Source organism: Rhizobium sp. CB2179 (assembly GCF_057653455.1).
The window spans coordinates 329540-346722 of the sequence record NZ_CM172781.1 but is presented as its reverse complement, the minus strand read 5'-3'; the positions used below and the strand labels follow the sequence as shown (position 1 = coordinate 346722).

General features: G+C 60.7%; 20 protein-coding genes. 7 read left to right on the top strand and 13 right to left on the bottom strand.

Going from position 1 to position 17183, the window contains the following annotated elements; genetic code table 11:
* The first annotated feature begins 247 nt into the window (after window positions 1-247).
* Window positions 248-2221: an O-linked N-acetylglucosamine transferase, SPINDLY family protein gene (locus AC244Q_RS01760; RefSeq protein WP_113548501.1), complete on the top strand. Its 1974-nt coding sequence runs from the start codon at window positions 248-250 to the stop codon at window positions 2219-2221.
* A 141-nt stretch (window positions 2222-2362) separates the two neighbouring features.
* On the opposite strand, the gene fliP is transcribed toward AC244Q_RS01760, so the two are convergent.
* The 13 genes from fliP to flgF all read right to left on the bottom strand — a co-directional run bounded on the left by fliP (window position 2363) and on the right by flgF (window position 11516).
* On the bottom strand, window positions 2363-3100 hold the full coding sequence (fliP, locus tag AC244Q_RS01755; RefSeq protein WP_003556541.1) for a flagellar type III secretion system pore protein FliP: 738 nt from the start codon (window positions 3098-3100) through the stop codon (window positions 2363-2365).
* Window positions 3097-3603, bottom strand: a complete 507-nt coding sequence (locus AC244Q_RS01750; RefSeq protein WP_012756065.1) for a flagellar basal body-associated FliL family protein — start codon at window positions 3601-3603, stop codon at window positions 3097-3099. The genes fliP and AC244Q_RS01750 overlap by 4 nt, the downstream gene beginning before the upstream one ends.
* A gap of 12 nt (window positions 3604-3615) precedes the next feature.
* A complete protein-coding gene (flgH, locus tag AC244Q_RS01745) occupies window positions 3616-4332 on the bottom strand; it encodes a flagellar basal body L-ring protein FlgH (protein ID WP_003556536.1) in 717 nt (238 codons plus the stop codon).
* Window positions 4329-4871, bottom strand: a complete 543-nt coding sequence (locus tag AC244Q_RS01740) for a MotE family protein (protein ID WP_012756064.1) — start codon at window positions 4869-4871, stop codon at window positions 4329-4331. The genes flgH and AC244Q_RS01740 overlap by 4 nt, the downstream gene beginning before the upstream one ends.
* On the bottom strand, window positions 4868-5989 hold the full coding sequence (locus tag AC244Q_RS01735) for a flagellar basal body P-ring protein FlgI (protein ID WP_012756063.1): 1122 nt from the start codon (window positions 5987-5989) through the stop codon (window positions 4868-4870). The genes AC244Q_RS01740 and AC244Q_RS01735 overlap by 4 nt, the downstream gene beginning before the upstream one ends.
* Window positions 5986-6468, bottom strand: coding sequence for a flagellar basal body P-ring formation chaperone FlgA (gene flgA, locus AC244Q_RS01730; RefSeq protein ID WP_012756062.1), 483 nt, complete (start codon window positions 6466-6468; stop codon window positions 5986-5988). The genes AC244Q_RS01735 and flgA overlap by 4 nt, the downstream gene beginning before the upstream one ends.
* A gap of 16 nt (window positions 6469-6484) precedes the next feature.
* Entirely contained in the window at window positions 6485-7273 is a 789-nt protein-coding gene (flgG, locus tag AC244Q_RS01725; RefSeq protein ID WP_012756061.1) for a flagellar basal-body rod protein FlgG, read from the bottom strand.
* A gap of 19 nt (window positions 7274-7292) precedes the next feature.
* Window positions 7293-7634: a flagellar hook-basal body complex protein FliE gene (gene fliE / locus AC244Q_RS01720; protein ID WP_003556525.1), complete on the bottom strand. Its 342-nt coding sequence runs from the start codon at window positions 7632-7634 to the stop codon at window positions 7293-7295.
* A 2-nt stretch (window positions 7635-7636) separates the two neighbouring features.
* On the bottom strand, window positions 7637-8053 hold the full coding sequence (gene flgC / locus AC244Q_RS01715) for a flagellar basal body rod protein FlgC (RefSeq protein ID WP_003556520.1): 417 nt from the start codon (window positions 8051-8053) through the stop codon (window positions 7637-7639).
* 4 nt (window positions 8054-8057) lie between these two features.
* The gene (flgB, locus tag AC244Q_RS01710; RefSeq protein ID WP_012756060.1) at window positions 8058-8450 is read right to left on the bottom strand and encodes a flagellar basal body rod protein FlgB; all 393 of its coding nucleotides are present in this window, start codon (window positions 8448-8450) and stop codon (window positions 8058-8060) included.
* Window positions 8451-8716: 266 nt separating this feature from the next.
* Window positions 8717-9259, bottom strand: a complete 543-nt coding sequence (locus tag AC244Q_RS01705; protein WP_012756059.1) for a hypothetical protein — start codon at window positions 9257-9259, stop codon at window positions 8717-8719.
* 2 nt (window positions 9260-9261) lie between these two features.
* Window positions 9262-10662 carry a flagellar protein export ATPase FliI gene (gene fliI, locus AC244Q_RS01700; protein WP_017992941.1) on the bottom strand — a complete coding sequence of 467 codons (1401 nt, stop codon included), beginning with the start codon at window positions 10660-10662 and terminating at the stop codon, window positions 9262-9264.
* A 119-nt stretch (window positions 10663-10781) separates the two neighbouring features.
* Window positions 10782-11516 (bottom strand): flagellar basal-body rod protein FlgF, encoded by a 735-nt coding sequence (flgF, locus tag AC244Q_RS01695; RefSeq protein WP_012756057.1) that lies wholly within the window; start codon window positions 11514-11516, stop codon window positions 10782-10784.
* Between the two features lie 254 nt (window positions 11517-11770).
* On the opposite strand from flgF, the gene motA reads away from it, so the two are divergent.
* The 6 genes from motA to AC244Q_RS01665 all read left to right on the top strand — a co-directional run bounded on the left by motA (window position 11771) and on the right by AC244Q_RS01665 (window position 17177).
* Window positions 11771-12643 carry a flagellar motor stator protein MotA gene (gene motA, locus AC244Q_RS01690; protein WP_003556508.1) on the top strand — a complete coding sequence of 291 codons (873 nt, stop codon included), beginning with the start codon at window positions 11771-11773 and terminating at the stop codon, window positions 12641-12643.
* A complete protein-coding gene (locus AC244Q_RS01685) occupies window positions 12644-13594 on the top strand; it encodes a FliM/FliN family flagellar motor switch protein (RefSeq protein WP_012756056.1) in 951 nt (316 codons plus the stop codon).
* Between the two features lie 65 nt (window positions 13595-13659).
* On the top strand, window positions 13660-14244 hold the full coding sequence (gene fliN, locus AC244Q_RS01680; protein WP_012756055.1) for a flagellar motor switch protein FliN: 585 nt from the start codon (window positions 13660-13662) through the stop codon (window positions 14242-14244).
* 28 nt (window positions 14245-14272) lie between these two features.
* Window positions 14273-15313: a flagellar motor switch protein FliG gene (gene fliG, locus AC244Q_RS01675; protein ID WP_012756054.1), complete on the top strand. Its 1041-nt coding sequence runs from the start codon at window positions 14273-14275 to the stop codon at window positions 15311-15313.
* 335 nt (window positions 15314-15648) lie between these two features.
* On the top strand, window positions 15649-16728 hold the full coding sequence (gene flhB, locus AC244Q_RS01670; protein ID WP_012756053.1) for a flagellar biosynthesis protein FlhB: 1080 nt from the start codon (window positions 15649-15651) through the stop codon (window positions 16726-16728).
* A gap of 5 nt (window positions 16729-16733) precedes the next feature.
* Complete coding sequence (locus AC244Q_RS01665; RefSeq protein ID WP_012756052.1) at window positions 16734-17177, top strand: hypothetical protein; 444 nt, start codon at window positions 16734-16736, stop codon at window positions 17175-17177.
* Window positions 17178-17183: the final 6 nt, after the last annotated feature.

Genomic DNA, 17183 nt, shown 5'->3' with positions numbered 1-17183 from the left:
CGCAGGGCATAGTTAATGCCTTCTCACAAGGCTTAGTTAATGCCTGCTGAAGATAATTTTCGGCATCCGAATTCGAGCGGCAAAAGAAAACTTTACCGGCGGAAGGGGCGTTTTCCTGGGACAGTCGAGGCTTTCCGGACAAAGCAGGCACTCATCGTGCCACCGGTTTCAAGCAAGCTTCGAATGCCAGTATGGCAGATGCCGGGATAGCATCATCGGACTGACCTCGTTTTTGGGAGGACGGTCGATGCGCGCTTCGGCGATCGACAGCCATGCCAGAACATTTCCTTCACGGAGTTGGGTTTTGAACAGCAAAGTTTCGTTCTCTGCGGCATCCAAGGATTACCAGATGGGCCGCTACACACAGTCCTTGGCGACGCTCAACCAGTTGATGGATATCCAGCAGGACGCCAAGACCTATGCGCTGCTGGCCAAGAACCTCGTGCAGCTCGGCTTCAAGGCCGATGCCGCGAAAGCCTATGGCCTGGCCGGGAATTGCGAAGGACCGAATTCCTACGAATACCAGAAACAGGCTGCCAAGCTGCATTACGAGACCGGCAACGAGGACGATGCTCTGCTGATCGCCATGCGAAACCTCACCAAGGCGCAGGAAGACGCGGAACTCGCCTTCATCATCACCGCGATCTATCTGAAGCGCCAGCAGCGGGATATCATCCGCCCGTTCAAGACGGTGCTGTCGCAGAGTGCCAATCCCGATCATATGCGCCTGGCGGCCCTGCTGCTGAGCGACGATCTGAACGACGCAACCAACCAGAACCTCGCGCGCAACATCTTCAAGCGTTTTCCCGGCAACCTCGCATTTCGCTTCCTTCACCTTGTTTTCGCCCGCGAATTCAATGAGTTCGAAGAGGCGAGCAAGCATCAGGCGGTAATCGACGCGGCCCTTGCAAAGGGCGATATCGAGATCCTGCGCAAGGACAACCCGTTCTATCATCTGCACTGGTGCGGCAATGAAGACTTCAACCGGTATGCGACGATCGGCACCACCCCCCTCAACCAGGAACGGGTGGCCTTCCGCCGCAATCAACCGCACACATGGTCGGACAAGATCCGCATCGGCTACATGTCATCAGACTTCTGGGATCGCCATGCGACGATGAAGCTATTGCAGCGCATCCTGGAACTGCACGACACGGACCGGTTCGAGGTGACGCTCTTCTGCCATACGGGCCCGGAATACCTCAAGCACAACACGATCGACCGCAGCCGCTGGGGCCGGATCGTCACCGTTCACGGCTTCTCCGATCAAGCGGTGCTGGAAGCGGTGCGCGAGCATAATATCGACATCATGGTCGACCTGAAGGGCCACACTTCGGGCAGTCGCGCGACGGCCTTCAACCTGCCGCTCGCACCGGTGCATGTCGGCTGGCTCGGTTTCCCCGGCAGCACGGTCAATGTCGATCTCGATTACGTCATCGGCGACCATTTCGTCCTGCCCGAGGTGGCCAAGCCCTTCTACCACGAGAAGTTCTGCCGCCTGCCGGAGAGCTACCAGCCGAACGACCCGATGCATCGTCCGAAGCCGCGTCCTGTCACCCGCGAGCAACTCGGCCTGCCTGATGACGCCTTCATCTTCGCGTCCTTCAACGGTAACCGCAAGATCACGCCGGAGACGATCGACAGCTGGTGCCGCATTCTCAAGCGCGCACCGAACAGCGTGCTCTGGCTGATGGCGAATACGCCGCGCAACCAGGCAAACCTCCTGAAGCAATTCCAGACGGCGGGCATTTCCGCCAAGCGGATCATCTTCTGCCCCCGCGCGCCCTATGAACAGCACATCGACCGCCAGCAGGCGGCCGATATCGGCATCGATACCTTCCCCGTCAATGGCCACACGACCACCTCGGAGCAGCTCTGGGGCGGCCTGCCGGTCCTGACCGTCAAGGGCACCAACTTCGCCTCACGCGTCAGCGAGAGCCTGCTCAGGGCCATCGACCTGCCTGAGCTCGTCGCGCCCGACCTGCAGGCCTATGAGGATATGGCTGTCGAACTGGCTGAGAATCCCGGACGGATCGCTGAGTACAAGGCGCATCTCAAGGAGAAGCGCTATACCGCGCCGCTCTTCGACGCAGAACGGTTCTGCGACCATCTGGAGCAGGCCTATCAAATCATGGCCGAGCGCGCCAAGCAGGGTCTTGCCCCCGATCACATGGACATTCCGGCGTTGCCGCCGCGCACGGCGCCGTTCGCGGCCGAATGAGGCTTTTCGACCGCTACAGCGCCGCGCGTCTTTCAGACGCGTAACGGACGCTGTAGCTCTTTGAATTGCTGCATAATGAGAAACCCGCCGGAGCGATCCGGCGGGTTTCTCATTGGCGAATATCCAAGCGGCGGCAGCCGGTCAGCTGAACGAGCGCACCAGGCTGCCGACGAGCAGGTTCCAGCCGTCGATCAGCACGAAGAAGAGAATCTTGAAAGGCAGCGAGATCGAGGTCGGCGGCAGCATCATCATGCCCATCGCCATGGTGATGGTCGCGACGATGAGGTCGATGACGAGGAACGGCAGCACGACGAGGAAGCCGATCTCGAAGCCGCGGCGAATTTCGGAAATCATGAAGGCCGGGATCAGCACGCGGTAGTCGATCGGATCGGTCGTCTGGATATTCTGTCCGCGTTCGCGCGCCAGATCGACGAAGAGCGCCAGATCCTTGTCGCGGGTATTGGCCGCCATGAAGGTGCGGAAGGGTTCGGCGATACGCTGGACCGCTTCGGTCTCGTTGATCTGATTGGCAAGCAGCGGCTGCACGCCGTTCTGCCAGGCCTGATCGAAGGTCGGCGACATGACGTAGAAGGTCATGAACAGCGACAGCGACAAGAGGATCATGTTGGAGGGCGTCGAGGAGAGGCCCATCCCCGAGCGCAGGATCGAGAAGGCGATGATGAAGCGCGGAAAGCTCGTCACCATAATCAGGATGCCCGGAGCGACCGAAAGAATGGTCAGCAGGCCGAATGTGCGGATGATCCAGGCGGCGACGGAGCCATCGACCGGCACGTTCAACAAGTCAGTCGGCAGCTGCTGTGCCACCGCCAGTTCCGGTACCGCCATCATGGCGGCAAGGAAAACTATGAGACGAATCATTCGATGACAAATGTCCTGAACATGACCTTCGATACCCGCCCTTGCGAGCGAAGGTCAACACGTTCCTGTATGTCATCCTTGAGATATTGAAAGCCGCGCGGCCCCTCGATCTGCTGGAGGGAAACGGTCCTGATATAGGCGAGGATATCCTGGTGAATATCCTCGGAAACCTTGACATCCGGCGGCCCGTTGAACAGCAGCGCGACTTCGAGTCGCACCCAGTTTTCTGAGGGGTAGGCGAGGTTCGAGGTGATCGGCTCGAGCTGGACGACGTTGTTGGCCTCGGTCGAGATGCGCGCCAGGCCTTCCTCGGCCTTCTTCTTGGCCTCAGCATCCTTGGCCTGCTCGACCTCCTTGGCGCCCTTGATGTTGGGCGCGACGATCGTGCCGACCGCCCAGCCGCCGCCGGCGCCGAGCAGGGTCAGGACGGCGATGCCGATGATCGTCATCAGCGCGCCGGATTTCTTCTGCGATTGACCTGCGCTTGCGTCTGGCTCTGCCATCGTCGTTCAGCCTCAAAGCGGCGAGAAAAGATCGACGGCCTGCTGGCCGCGCGGAGGCTGCTGCACTTCCATCAGACGGCCGCGGCCGCCGTAGGAGATGCGGGCTTCGGCGATCTTGTCGTAGGAGATCTGGTTTTCGGCATTGACGTCCTGCGGACGAACGATACCGGCAACGTTCAGGATGCGCAGTTCCTGGTTCAGGCGGACTTCCTGCGAGCCTGATATGACAAGGTTGCCGTTTTCGAGAATGCCGGTGACGACGGCGGCGACCAGAAGGGTGAGCTTGTCGGTGCGCTCGATCTTGCCCTTGCCGTCGGTGCTGGTGTCGGAACCATAGGTGAGGTCGGTCTTGGACTCGGGCGTCCAGCCGAAGATCTGGGCGTTGACGTCCCAGTTCATGCCGCTCGAATTCTTCCGGCTGCGGTTGGTCTCGTTGTCGAAGGAGCCCTTGTCGTTGATCTGGATGTCGACGGTCAGGATGTCGCCGACGTTCAGCGCGCGCGCATCCTTGAAGAGGGCGGCCTGCGAATCGCTCCACAGCGAATAGCCCTGCGCCACGGCGCGCGGCTGTTTCGGATAAAGCGCCATCTGCGGCGTCTGCCCGTAGGCAAGGCCGCTGCCGATCGGGCTCATGGCAGGCGCACGGCCGATCTCGCTGACCGCCGTAGGAGACTGGCAACCTGCAAGGAGTGCGAGGGCGGCGATCGCGGCCGGGAAACGCATATTCATGAAGGATCCTTCGACGTATTGGGATCGGACGCACTGGCGATGACGCTGGCGATGACCGCGGCCTTCTCAGGGTCCATCTCGTTGAGGATGAGGCTCGACTGACGCGGCCCGAGCCGCATGATCACGGCGGAGGCCACCTCGATCTTCATGTCCTGCAGCTGGAGTGCGGCCGCATCCGGCTTCATCTTCCTGTAGATTTCGGTGAGGCCGGCCTCCGCCTGCTTCAGGAAATCGTCGCGCCGCTTCAGCCAGTCCTGGTACTCGGCCTTGCGCTTGTCCATTTCCGCCATGCGGGCGTCAATGTCGGCGCGAAGCTTTTCCAGTTCCTGCTTCTGCAGGAGGTAACGCTGGTCGCGGGCGGGCTCGGCGATGTTGGTGCAGAACTGCTTGATCTCGTCCTGGGACGTGATGTCGCCGGCCGGCGCATGTTCCTGCGCGAAGGCACTGGGGATCGACAGAAGGACGAGGCCTGCGGCGGGCAGCGCCAGCCGGCGCAGCAACTGCAAAACCGTCATGTCAGGGTTGATGATATCAATCATTGCAGCACAAGCTCCGCCTGCAGGGCGCCCGCCGACTTGATGCCCTGGAGAATGGCGATGATGCCATCCGGTTTCACGCCGATATTGTTGAGACCGGCGACAAGGGTCCTGAGATCCGGACCATCGATGATGGCGACGCGCCCGCCGGTCTGCTCGGCCGCAATATCGGTCTGCGGCTGGACGGCGGTCCGGCCTTGCGAGAAGGGTTCGGGCTGGATGATCTGCGGCGTCTCGGTGACCTGGACGGTCAAGGTGCCGTAGCTGACGGCGACCGGCGAGACGCGGACGTCGGACCCGATGACGATCGTTCCGGTGCGTTCGTTGATGACCACCTTGGCCGGCGTGTCGGTCTCGACGATGAGATTTTCAATATCGGCCATCAGCCGGGTGAGATCGGCTGTGCGCGGCTTCTGGATCACGACTTCCTGCGAATCCTTGGCTTCGGCGACCGGCCCGCCGAAGCGCGCCGAGGCATAACCGTTGACGATGTCGGCGATGCGGATCGCCGTCGAGAAGTCGGGGTTGCGCAGCTGCAGGACGAGATTGACCGAGTCCTTGAAGCGGGACGGCAGTTCACGTTCGATGATCGCGCCGCCGGGCACGCGGCCGGCGGTGGTGACACCTTCGGTCACGGTCGCCGCCTGGCCCTGCGCCTGAAAACCGGAAACGATGGCGGCACCCTGCGCGACGGCATAGATTTGGCCGTCGGCGCCAGAAAGCGAGGTCATGACGAGCGTGCCGCCGCGCAGCGACGTCGCATCGCCGAGCGAGCTCACCGTCACGTCGATGCGGCTGCCGGGGCTTGCGAAGGGTGGCAGGTTGGCGGTGACCATCACGGCCGCCGTGTTCTTGGCGTTGGACTGGCCGCCCTGCGTCGAGATGCCGAGATTCTGCAGCATCGCGCGCATCGACTGCTCGGTGAAGGGCGAGGACCGGAAGCCGTCGCCGGTCCCCTGGAGGCCGACGATGAGGCCATAACCGATCAGCTGGTTGTCGCGGCCGGCCTGAAGGGAAGCGATGTCCTTGATGCGGGAAGTCAGCGCCCAGGCGGGCACGACATCAGCCAAACTCATGGCGAGAACCGCGACAAGGGTGACGAAGCGGAAGAACAATTTCATTTTGCCCTCACATGGACCGTGCCGTCCGCAAGCACCGTGCCGCTGACGATGACGCCGGAGTCCATATTGCGCGCGCGGACGACCTGCCCGGTCGTGCCGTCTTCGAGCGGCGTGCCGGCGGCGGAAATCGTCAGCGCGCCGAACGACAGAACCAGACGGATCGAAGAGCCGCGCGTCACCGTATAGGCCTCGCGCAGGCCCGAAACCGAAATCGTCCGGCCCGGCAACAGCGTACGCTTGGAGACCATGCCTTCGACCTGGGAAATGGATTTGGCATAGTCGCCGGCGAGGTTGGGGTTGGTAACCTCGACCTCCTGAAGCTGGCTGGACGACAATGTGTCGCCGGGATAGATGATCGTCGTCGGAACGACGGCATAACCCATGCCGGCATCCACGTCCGCGGGCAAGAAAATGCCCGCGACTGCGATCGTGGCTGCTGCCACCCATCCTGAGATGTGTCCTGCCCGGCAAAACATCATGTTTCGGCCCTTCCCTTTACTTCAGATTCTTGCTGACGATGGAGGCCATTTCGTCAGCGGTGGTGATCACCTTGGAATTCATTTCATAAGCGCGCTGGGCCGAGATCAGCTCGGTGATTTCCTTCACCGGGTCGACGTTCGAAGATTCCAGGTAACCCTGCTTCATGTAAGCGAAACCTTCCTCGTCGGGATTGCCGATGACGGCTTCGCCGGAGGCCGGCGTTTCCTGGAAGAGATTGTCGCCGAGCGGCTGGAGACCCGCCTCGTTGACGAAGTCTGCAAGGGTCAACTGGCCGAGCTCGGTTGCCTCCGTCGCACCCGGCAGCTTGGCTGTGACCTGGCCGGAGCGGCTGATCGTCAGTTCGGTCGAGCCCGTCGGAATGGTGATGCCGGGAAGTACCTCGTAGCCGTCGATGGTGACGAGCTGGCCCTGGTCGTTCTTGTTGAAGGCGCCGGCGCGGCTGTAAAGCGTCGTCCCGTCGGTCGACTGGATCTGGAAGAAGCCCTTGCCGATCAGCGCCACGTCGAGATCGTTGCCGGTCTGGGTCAGTTCGCCCTGGAGATGCAGGTTGCGGACCGCTGAGGTCTGGACGCCGAGGCCGATATTGGCACCTTCCGGAACGACGGCCTGGTTGGCGCGGTTGGCGACACCCTTGGCACGTTCGGTCTGGTAGAGAAGATCCGAGAATTCGGCGCGGGCGCGCTTGAAACCGGTCGTATTGATGTTCGCGATGTTGTTCGCGATGACTTCCAGATTGGTCTGCTGGGCATCCATGCCCGTTGCTGCGATGGCGAGCGCTCTCATGTGTTCGTCCTCAAATCAGTTACATCTGCATCTTGGTGACTTCGAGAAAGGCCGAGACGACCTTGTCGCGGATGGCAATCGCGGTCTGCAGCGTCTGCTCGGCCTGGAGCATGGAATCGACGACTTCGCGCGTCGTCGCCGTGCCCTTGATACCGGCAAAGGACATGCTTTCCGCACCCTTCAGGCTGCTGACCGCGTCGCTCGCCATGTTACCCATGACGGAGGCGAAGCTCATGCCGTTGGCCGCACCTGCGGCGCCCGGCATGGTGGCGGCAGACGACGAGGTGGAATTTTCGGTGTCGACGGCGCCGAGCGCACGGGTCATCGAAAGGTTGCTGACGTTCTGGACGCTGCTGATCATTATTATTGGCTCTTCAGGAGGTCGATCGTGGAGGAGATGAGATCGCGGGTCTGTTTGATGGTCTGCAGATTGGCGTCATACGAGCGGTTGGCTTCGCGCATGTCGGCCATCTCAACCAGGATATTGACGTTCGGCAGTTTGACGACGCCCTTCGGGTCCGCAGCCGGATTGCTGGGGTCGAATTCAGTGCTGAAGTCGCCTTCGTCGACGCCGACCTTTTTGACGCCGACAGTCTCGACACCGTTGGTGCGATCCATCTGCTGGCCGAAGGTGATCGTCTTGCGACGATAGGGATCGGCACCGGGCGTGTCACCCGTCGAGCGGGCATTGGCGATGTTTTCCGAGACGATGCGCAGCCGCGTCGACTGCGCCTCGAGCCCGGAACCGGCGATTTTCATTGCTGCTGAAAGCGGATCCATAACTTTACTTCCTGACGGTCATCAACATCATGCGGTTGAAGGAACTGACCAGCGAGGTGTTCAGATCGTACTGACGCTTGATATCGCCCGACTTGGAGAGCTCCTCGGCCAAACCGACCGTATTGCCGGATTCCTGGACACCGATTTCCTGGTCGAGCGCGGCATCCTTGACGTCGATATCGCCGCTGTCGCTGAAATCGTTGCCGCTGAGATGCGCCGGATTGGTGCGCGCCATGTTGATATTGGAATTGTCGAGCACCGCATCAAAGGGCGTAACGTCCTTGGCGTGGAACTTCGGGGTATTGGCATTCGCGATGTTGCCGGCAACAACCTGCTGACGAATCGTCAGCCATTCCGCCTGCCGCGAAGCCAAGTCGAAAAGTTGGATCGGTTGCATGAGAACTCTCCGTTTTTACTGTCCCGAACCTAGTGCGGTAATCTTGCGTGGGACTTACGGGAATTCAGGCTTCGAGGCGGCTTTCGGCGAAGGCCGCCGCTATGACGGCGCCGCGCGTCTTGCCGATGCGCCAGGACGCTGTAACTCTCTGAATTGCTGCGTCATTTCCCCAAATCGGAATCGATTTAAGGAATGACGCAGTAAAAAACAGGGGCTCCGGCCGGTCACGGCGGAGCCCCTGTTGCCTTCCGCGTTTGCGGACAGGTTCAATTGTTCTGGTAGGTCTCGCCCTTGGAGGTGACGATCACCCATTTGCCGTCGCGCTGCTCGAGTGTCGCAAGGCGGCTTTCATCGGGCAGGATCGAGCCGATGCGCACCACATACATGCCGGAGGGATCCTCGATCAGCGCCCGGCCGTTGGAAACATGCAACAGCCGGAAGGACGATTTGCCGGGGAAGGGCTGATCCTCCTGTATAGCGCGGCCATCGCGCTCCTTGCCGAGATCGGAGACCGTCGCCGTCGTCAGCGGATCGATCGGCGGGGCCTTCTTGTCCGCTTCGTTCTTGTTGACCATGGCAAGCGGCGAGACGCTGAAGACGTTGCGGGCCGGCCAGTCCGGCAGTTCGCGCGAATTGCTGCTGCTGGCGACATTGATGCCGAACTTGTCCGCGTTGAAGAAGACGTACCAGGGAAAGAAGGCGGAGGCGCCGGCAAGCGCCAGGCCGGCGAAGGTCAGAAACCGATCCAGGATGGCGGCTTTCCTGCGCTGCTTCAGGGAAGCAATGCGTTCGTCGTCGAAATCAGCCACGTCTAGCCTCTCCTCTGAATAGGGGCGCCCTGATTGCCCATGCCGGCTGCAGCCTTGAGCGCACCGGCGAGATCGGCGAAAGCGTCGAGCGAGTCGCGGTCGCCCGGAGACTGCTTCAGGACGTCGTAAATGATCGGCACCTGCTTGATCGCCATGTCGAGATCGGGATCAGCACCCTGACGGTAACCGCCGATCATGCGCAGATCGCGCGTCTCTTCGAAACGGTGGATCAGCACCTTCAGCCGCGATACCAGCTTTTCCTGATCCGGCGTCCAGGCCTTGCGGGCAAGACGCGAGATCGAGGCGAGCGGATCGATCGGGGGATAACGCCCTTCTTCGGCGAGACTGCGCTGCAGGACGATATGTCCGTCGAGGATGCCGCGGGTCGAATCGGCGATCGGGTCATTGTGATTGTCGCCGTCGACAAGGATCGAGATGATCGCGGTGATGGTGCCGGCGCCCTCGGGACCGGGACCGGCGCGTTCCAGGAGGCGCGGCAGCTCGGTGAAGACGGAGGCGGGATAACCGCGCGCGATCGGCGGCTCGCCGGAGGCGGTCGCCACCTCGCGGATCGCATGGGCGAAACGCGTGACGCTGTCGATGATGAAGAGGACGTTCTCGCCCTTGTCGCGGAAATGCTCGGCGATAGTGACCGCCGTCAGCGGCGCCATCTTGCGCAGCATCGGGCTCTCGTCGCTGGTGGCGACGACGGCGATCGCCTTCTTCATATTGCTGCCGAGCGTATCCTCGATGAATTCGCGCACCTCGCGGCCGCGTTCGCCGACAAGCGCAATGACAACCTTGTCGAAAGCATCGGCGCGGGCGAGCATGGAAAGAAGCGTTGACTTGCCGACGCCGGAGCCGGCGAAGATGCCGAGGCGCTGGCCGAGGCAGAGCGGCGAGAAGATGTCGATCGCGCGTACGCCGGTCTTGAAGCCGGTCTCGACACGCTTGCGGGTCATCGAGGGCGGCGCGGTATTGGAGATCGAGCGGCGATCGAGGCCCTCGGCGATCGGGCCCAGCCCGTCGATCGGCTCGCAGAGCGAGTTGACGGTGCGCCCGCACCAGCTGTCCGTCGGTGCAATGCGGAAGGCGCCCTTGCGGATGACGGTATCGTGGATGCCGATCGGCTCGCCGGGTTCGATCGGGCAGACATAGATCAGTTCCGGCTCGACGCGCACGACTTCGCCGAGATGGATGCCGGTCGCCGATTTATGGGCCACGAACTCGCCGAGACGAACGTGGCGGGAGAGACCGTGAACCGTGTAGTGGCCGGCAGCGATGGTCTGCACGCGACCGCCATGGGCAACCGCAAACTCCGGCGATGCGTATCGGTCGACGAGGCCCGCCAGATGCGCCAGCTTCGGAGAAAGACCGTCCATAGACAGTAGCGTGGTGCTCATGCTTCAAATCCCGCCCTGAAATACGTTGCGTGCAGCTCGCGGCATGCGACGTATTTTGGGTCTTTGTTCTTGTGCATCTCGTTCTCTCAAAACCGCCAAACACTTTTGGACGACATGCATTAGCGGCTGCCGCCAAGCGTCTGGACGGCTTCCTTGAAGGAATCCTCGCTGTCGCGCATCAGCGATGAGACGCTTTCGAAGGCGCGGTTGACTTCGATCAGCTGGGTGATCTCGCGCATGGCGTTGACGTTGGAGTTTTCGAGATAGCCCTGCTCGACACCGACATTGAAGCGGTCGACGACGGCGCGCGGCTGGTCGGTGGTCATGATGCCGCTGTTTTCGTAACGCAGGTAACCCTTGCTGATATCGGCCTCGAACAGGCCGAGCGAAGCAACCTGGCGGTCGGCCTGATAGATGATGCCGTCCGTACCGACGGCCGGCTCGCCACCCTTCGTGTTGAGCTGAATCGGCGCGCCGCCGGCGTCAAGAACCGGATATCCCCTTATCGAGACGAGTTCGCCGGTATCCTTGATCGTGAAGCGGCCGTCCCTCGTCAGAACGCGGCCGGCCGGCGTATCGAGCGCAAACCAGGCATCGCCCTTGATGGCGAAATCGAGCATGTTGCCGGTGTGCTGCAACTCGCCATTTCCCTCGTTCAGGTAGTCGTTGCCCTGGGAAACGAAGGCCACCTTGGTGTTCAGCTTGTTCTTAGTGGCCGCCACCATCTCATCGAACTTCACCTCGGTGGCGCGAAAACCCGTCGTGTTCACGTTCGCCATGTTGTCTGCGATGGTGTTCAGACGCTTTTCGAGAGCCATCTGCGACGACAGAGAAACATAAAGACCGGATTGCATGTCGGTAAGCTCCAAGCATTGGCGATGAACGGAACGAAAAGCCGGGGGTCGTCTCATGTGGTTCGGCCGGGATTTCGCTGAGGCGGCATCTCAGAAACGGGCGCGGGCACCCATTCGTCTTCTTTAGACTGACGGCAGATGCTTGCGCGAAGCTGGCACGCGGAAATGCCTTGCGATCGGGCCTTTCATCAGCCTCACGCAAGGCAGAAACCCTATCGGTCTAAAAGAAAAGCAACGTTCAGATTGGGCTGACGATGAACATCATTATCGGATTTATAGTGACTTGCGGCTGTATCGTCGGCAGCTTCATGGCGATGGGCGGCGAAGTGGACGCGCTGTTCCAGCCCTTCGAATTCCTCATCATCGGCGGCGCCGGCCTCGGCAGCTTCATCATGGCGAACCCGATGAAGGTGGTGAAGGACTCAGGCAAAGCGCTCAGCGAAGCCTTCCGGCACGCCGTACCGAAGGAACGCAATTATCTCGATACGCTCGGCGTGCTCTATTCGCTGATGCGCGACCTGCGCACCAAGTCGCGAAACGAAATCGAAGCCCATATCGACAATCCGGCCGAATCGACAATCTTCCAGTCGGCTCCGACGGTTCTGAAGAACAAGGAGCTGACGGCGTTCATCTGCGACTACGTGCGCCTGATCATCATCGGCAACGCCCGCAGCCACGAGATCGAGGCGCTGATGGACGAAGAGCTCAACACAATCATGCACGACAAGATGAAGCCCTACCACTCGATCCAGATCATGAGCGATTCCTTCCCGGCGATCGGCATCGTCGCGGCCGTTCTCGGCGTCATCAAGGCGATGGCCCATATCAACGATTCACCCGAAGTGCTCGGTCATCTGATCGGCTCGGCACTCGTCGGCACCTTCCTCGGCATTCTCTTGTCCTACTGCGTCTGCTCGCCGCTGGTCTCCCAGATCAAGGTCGTGCGCAACAAGCAGCACCGCCTCTACGTCATCGTCAAGCAGACGCTGCTTGCCTATATGAACGGCTCGGTGCCGCAGGTCGCTCTCGAATACGGCCGCAAGACGATCTCGGCTTACGAGCGTCCTTCCATCGACGCGGTCGAGCAGGAAATGATGAACCCTGGTGGCGAAAACAAGGCGGCTTAAATGACTATGAGCAATGCTTCGCACGACAAACCGGCAATGGATCCTGCCCTTCTCGCCAAGCTGACAGGCGGGCTCGGCGACAGAGGCGGAGTTGCCAAGATCTGCAGTTCCTTCGGGGAAATCTACAGCGAATTCTTTCCCGACGTCATCAAAAGCGAGACCGGCCTCGACGTGACGGTCAACTATCTCGGCTGCGAGATCGGCTACAAGAACCACCTGATCGAAGATCTGAGCGCGAACGTCACGCTGGTCGATGCGACGCTGCGCAACTGGTCGCAGAACATCACGCTTGCCTGCGGCAACGGCTTCGTCATCACGCTGATGGAGCACCTGCTCGGCGCCACCGCCGATACGATCGAGGAACCGGCCGACCGGCTGCTTTCGATCATCGAGCTCGATCTGGCGGTCATGGTCTTCGACAAGATCGCCAAAGTGCTGCGCTCGGCCGTCAACGCGCCGGGCGGCTTCGAACCGAGCCTTTCGGCCCCGCACGCCCTTGACGCGCGCGCCCGGCCGCCGGAAGATCGTCCGGACGAATTCGCCGCTGCCATCAACATGTCGATCACGCTTGCCGGCATCGTTTCGGAATTCGCCTTGATCGTTCCGCAGACGGCGCTGCTCAAGACCAAGGTGACGCCGCCGAAGCCGAAACGCCAGGCCACCGGCAAGTCACCGGAATGGACTGAGCAGCTCGGCGACCAGGTCCGCCGCTCGCATGTCACGCTCGAGGCGAAGATCAGGCTGCAGGACCTGACGCTTCGCACGATATCGAAGCTGATGGTCGGCGACGTCATTCCGTTCCGCGACCACGGCGACGTGCGGGTCGAGGTCAGCGCCAACAGCAAGGAATTGTATGTGTGCGAGTTCGGGCGTTCAGGCGAAAATTACATGGTCCGCGTCAAGGATACGATGAACTCGGATGACGAACTCATCCGTCATTTAATGAATTAATCGGTTCTCTGGCTTTTGGGCTGCAAAGGCAGTTTGAGGCAAGTTTCAACTGGAATAGTGATTTCATGGCTACGAAGAAAACACAGCAGAACAGCGACCTCTCCCTGGATCTTCCGGGCAGCGAAGCCGATCTCGATCAGGCGATCGACGATCTGCGCGGCGTACTGAAGCAGGATGCCGACGGCGACCTGCCGCAGTTTGGCGACGACCCGCAGAGCGACCCCTTCGCAGCAGGAACGGACCTGGCGGCCTTCGGCGGCGAGGCTTCGGAAAGTCCTTTCGGCGGCGACGATTTCGGCGGCGATTTCGGCGGCAGTGCGAGCTCGGCTGCCGGCATGGATTTCGGCAGCAGCCCCTCCTTCGAGGAGTCACCGGCTCCACTCGGCAGCGCTTTGAATTCGAACTTCGACCTGATCATGGACATCCCGATCGACGTCCAGATCATGCTCGGCACCAGCCGCATGCAGGTCTCCGGCCTGATGAACCTCAATGAAGGGGCGACGATCGCCCTCGATAAGAAAATCGGCGAACCGGTCGAGATTATGGTGAACGGCCGCAGGATTGCACGCGGCGAAATTACGGTGCTTGATAACGACGACACGCGATTCGGTGTGAAGCTGATTGAAGTTTTGAGTACGAAAAAAGCCTGATCCCTGTGTGGGACGGAGAGGTTAGACCATGATGGACTTTGACGATTTCGGCGGCGCATTAGCCGGGAAACCGTTGACCCAGGCTGAAAAGGCGGCGGCTGTTCTTCTCGCTATGGGAAAGGGAGTCGCCGGCCGGCTGTTGAAATATTTCACCCAGGCCGAACTGCAGACCATTATCTCATCCGCCCAGTCGCTGCGCGCCATTCCGCCGGACGAGCTGCTGTTGCTCGTCTCCGAGTTCGAAGACCTCTTCACCGAGGGCGCCGGACTGATGGACAATGCCAAGGCAATCGAAGCCATTCTTGAAGAAGGCCTGACGCCCGACGAGGTCGACAGCCTGCTCGGCCGCCGCACTGCATTCCAGGCCTACGAAACCTCGATCTGGGATCGCCTCAGCGAGGCGGAGCCGACATTCGTCGCGCAGTTCCTGCTGCGCGAGCATCCGCAGACCGTCGCCTATATTCTTTCAATGATGCCCTCCTCTTTCGGCGCCAAGGTGCTGCTGCAGCTTCCCGACAACCGCCGCGCCGACATCATGAACAGAACGGTCAATATGAAGACCGTCAGCCCGAAGGCTGCGCAGATCATCGAGAACCAGGTCATGACGCTGCTTGCCGAAGTCGAGGCAGAGCGCAATGCGGCCGGCTCGACGAAGGTCGCCGATCTCATGAACGAACTCGACAAGCCGCAGGTCGACACGCTGCTCAGCTCGCTCGAATCGATCAGCCGCGAATCGGTCAACAAGGTTCGCCCGAAGATCTTCCTGTTCGAGGACCTCATGTACATGCCGCAGCGCAGCCGCGTCATGCTGCTCAACGACATCTCGACGGATGTGCTCACCGTCGCGCTACGCGGGTCGCCCCCCGAGATCCGCGAATCGGTTCTCTCCGCCATCAGCCCACGCCAGCGCCGCATGATCGAATCGGATCTGCAGAGCGGCATGGGCGGCGTCAATCCGCGCGAGATCGCGATTGCCCGCCGCGCCGTGGCGCAGGAAGCGATTCGCCTGGCCAATTCCGGCCAGATCGAGCTCAAGGAAAAGGAAGGCGACGCTTCGGCGGCCGCCTAAAGTGCGCCGCGATCTTTCAGATTCGCTCCTCGCGCTTTAGGTCCTTGTTTTTACGCATGTCGTTGTCGCAAAACCGCTGCACACTTTTGCGCGACATGCTTTGGCGCTTCGAGACTGTTGACAAATCCGGCATGTCGAACGGCGGCTGTTGATCGCCGTGCCACAGGCGACTACCCTTCCAGCAACAGACCGTGCTCTAAAGCGCGTCGCATAGAACTCGGTTCCTGCGACGCGCTTTAGGTCTTTGTTCTGATGCATGTCGTCATCCCAAAAGCGCTACACGTTTTTGGCGGCATGCATTAGCTGCGGCCTATTTCTTTGAAGAGGGCCGCGACTTGGCAGACGATGACAAGGACAGCAAAACAGAAGCCCCAACCGCGAAAAAGCAAAGCGATGCCGCGGAAAAGGGCAACGTGCCGTCTTCGCGCGAACTTTCGATCTTTGCGACCATCCTCGCGACCTTCATTTACCTCGTATTCTTCCTTCCCGACAGCGTCGGACGCATGAGTGAAACGCTGCGCGACATCTTCGAACAGCCCGACCAATGGAAGATCGAGACGGGGCCGGATGTGCTGGCACTATTCGTGCGGCTCGGCTGGGCAAGTGCGGCGCTGGTGGCGCCCGCCTTCATCCTGTTCATGGTGTTCGGCGTCGCCTCCTCCGTCTTCCAGAATCTGCCGACACTGGTGCTGGAACGCATCCGCCCGCAGGCCTCGCGTATCTCGCCGATCAAAGGCTGGTCACGGCTCTTCAGCGTGCCCGGCCTGGTCGAATTCGGAAAGTCGCTGTTCAAGGTGGTCGTCGTCGGGGTGATCCTGTTCTTTGTGCTCAGGAGCGAATATTTCGGTTCGATCGACGCGATGTTCTCCGATCCGCAGACGATTCTGGTGCGACTGATGGCGGCGATGCGCAAGATCATCATCGTCATGCTGATCGCCACCGCGATCGTGGCAATCGCCGATCTTTTCTGGACGCGCCATCACTGGTTCACCGAGCTGAAGATGACGCGGCACGAGGTGAAGGAAGAAAACAAGCAGGCGCAGGGCGACCCCTTCGTCAAGAGCCGGCAGCGCTCGCTGATGCGCGACCGCGCGCGCCGGCGCATGATCGCCGACGTCCACCGCGCGACGCTGGTGATCGCTAACCCGACGCACTATGCGGTGGCGCTGCGTTACGCGCGCGAAGAGAACGATGCGCCGGTGGTGCTGGCCAAGGGTCAGGACCTGATTGCGCTCAAAATCAGGGAGATCGCCGAGAAGAACGGCATACCGGTGTTCGAGGATCCGCCCCTTGCGCGCTCCATGTTTGCGCAAGTCTCGATCGATAGTGTCATCCCGTCAGTCTTCTATAAGGCGGTAGCGGAGCTCATCCACCGGGTCTACGCTGCGGACGCCAAGAACAAACGGGTAAGATAAGCCGAATGAAAAAATGCCCTCACTCTACCCAGCGTGAAAAGATCCTCGCAGACGCGATCAGCCCGGTCGCTACTGAACTGCGCCTTCTGGATGCTTCTGACCTTATTTCACTGCTGCGCTTCGAGTATTACGGCAACCTTTCCGATCTCGTCGCTTCGGCGGCGGAGCTTTTCTTTCATCCGGGCACGGTGAATTTCGGCCTGGGCGGCAATTATACTCTGGAATGGGGCGGCAAGCCCGAAGTCGTTCTCGATCTGGAAATCAAGCCACGCGGCGTCACCGTCTACGCACAGCTCACCCTTGCCGAAGACCACGCCGGCATCGAGATCAATCATATCGCCTTCCAGAACCCCTCAGCGGATCCTGACGAGAACACCATATTCCTCAGAAGAAGCCTTCGGGAATCGCGTTACAGCATCAACCAGCCGCCTCAGACGCTGGCCGGCTGACATCTT

Bases quoted from the DNA above. Each gene is read 5' to 3' on its own strand.
- fliG (WP_012756054.1), top strand. From the start codon at position 14,273: ATGATGGACTTTGACGATTTCGGCGGCGCATTAGCCGGGAAACCGTTG.
- flgF (WP_012756057.1), bottom strand. From the start codon at position 11,516: ATGCAATCCGGTCTTTATGTTTCTCTGTCGTCGCAGATGGCTCTCGAA.
- flgG (WP_012756061.1), bottom strand. From the start codon at position 7,273: ATGAGAGCGCTCGCCATCGCAGCAACGGGCATGGATGCCCAGCAGACC.
- fliP (WP_003556541.1), bottom strand. From the start codon at position 3,100: ATGATTCGTCTCATAGTTTTCCTTGCCGCCATGATGGCGGTACCGGAA.
- AC244Q_RS01750 (WP_012756065.1), bottom strand. From the start codon at position 3,603: ATGGCAGAGCCAGACGCAAGCGCAGGTCAATCGCAGAAGAAATCCGGC.
- fliN (WP_012756055.1), top strand. From the start codon at position 13,660: ATGGCTACGAAGAAAACACAGCAGAACAGCGACCTCTCCCTGGATCTT.
- fliE (WP_003556525.1), bottom strand. From the start codon at position 7,634: ATGATCAGCAGCGTCCAGAACGTCAGCAACCTTTCGATGACCCGTGCG.
- AC244Q_RS01735 (WP_012756063.1), bottom strand. From the start codon at position 5,989: ATGAAATTGTTCTTCCGCTTCGTCACCCTTGTCGCGGTTCTCGCCATG.
- flgC (WP_003556520.1), bottom strand. From the start codon at position 8,053: ATGGATCCGCTTTCAGCAGCAATGAAAATCGCCGGTTCCGGGCTCGAG.
- flgB (WP_012756060.1), bottom strand. From the start codon at position 8,450: ATGCAACCGATCCAACTTTTCGACTTGGCTTCGCGGCAGGCGGAATGG.
- flgA (WP_012756062.1), bottom strand. From the start codon at position 6,468: ATGATGTTTTGCCGGGCAGGACACATCTCAGGATGGGTGGCAGCAGCC.
- fliI (WP_017992941.1), bottom strand. From the start codon at position 10,662: ATGAGCACCACGCTACTGTCTATGGACGGTCTTTCTCCGAAGCTGGCG.
- AC244Q_RS01665 (WP_012756052.1), top strand. From the start codon at position 16,734: ATGAAAAAATGCCCTCACTCTACCCAGCGTGAAAAGATCCTCGCAGAC.
- motA (WP_003556508.1), top strand. From the start codon at position 11,771: ATGAACATCATTATCGGATTTATAGTGACTTGCGGCTGTATCGTCGGC.
- AC244Q_RS01685 (WP_012756056.1), top strand. From the start codon at position 12,644: ATGACTATGAGCAATGCTTCGCACGACAAACCGGCAATGGATCCTGCC.
- AC244Q_RS01760 (WP_113548501.1), top strand. From the start codon at position 248: ATGCGCGCTTCGGCGATCGACAGCCATGCCAGAACATTTCCTTCACGG.
- AC244Q_RS01740 (WP_012756064.1), bottom strand. From the start codon at position 4,871: ATGATTGATATCATCAACCCTGACATGACGGTTTTGCAGTTGCTGCGC.
- flgH (WP_003556536.1), bottom strand. From the start codon at position 4,332: ATGAATATGCGTTTCCCGGCCGCGATCGCCGCCCTCGCACTCCTTGCA.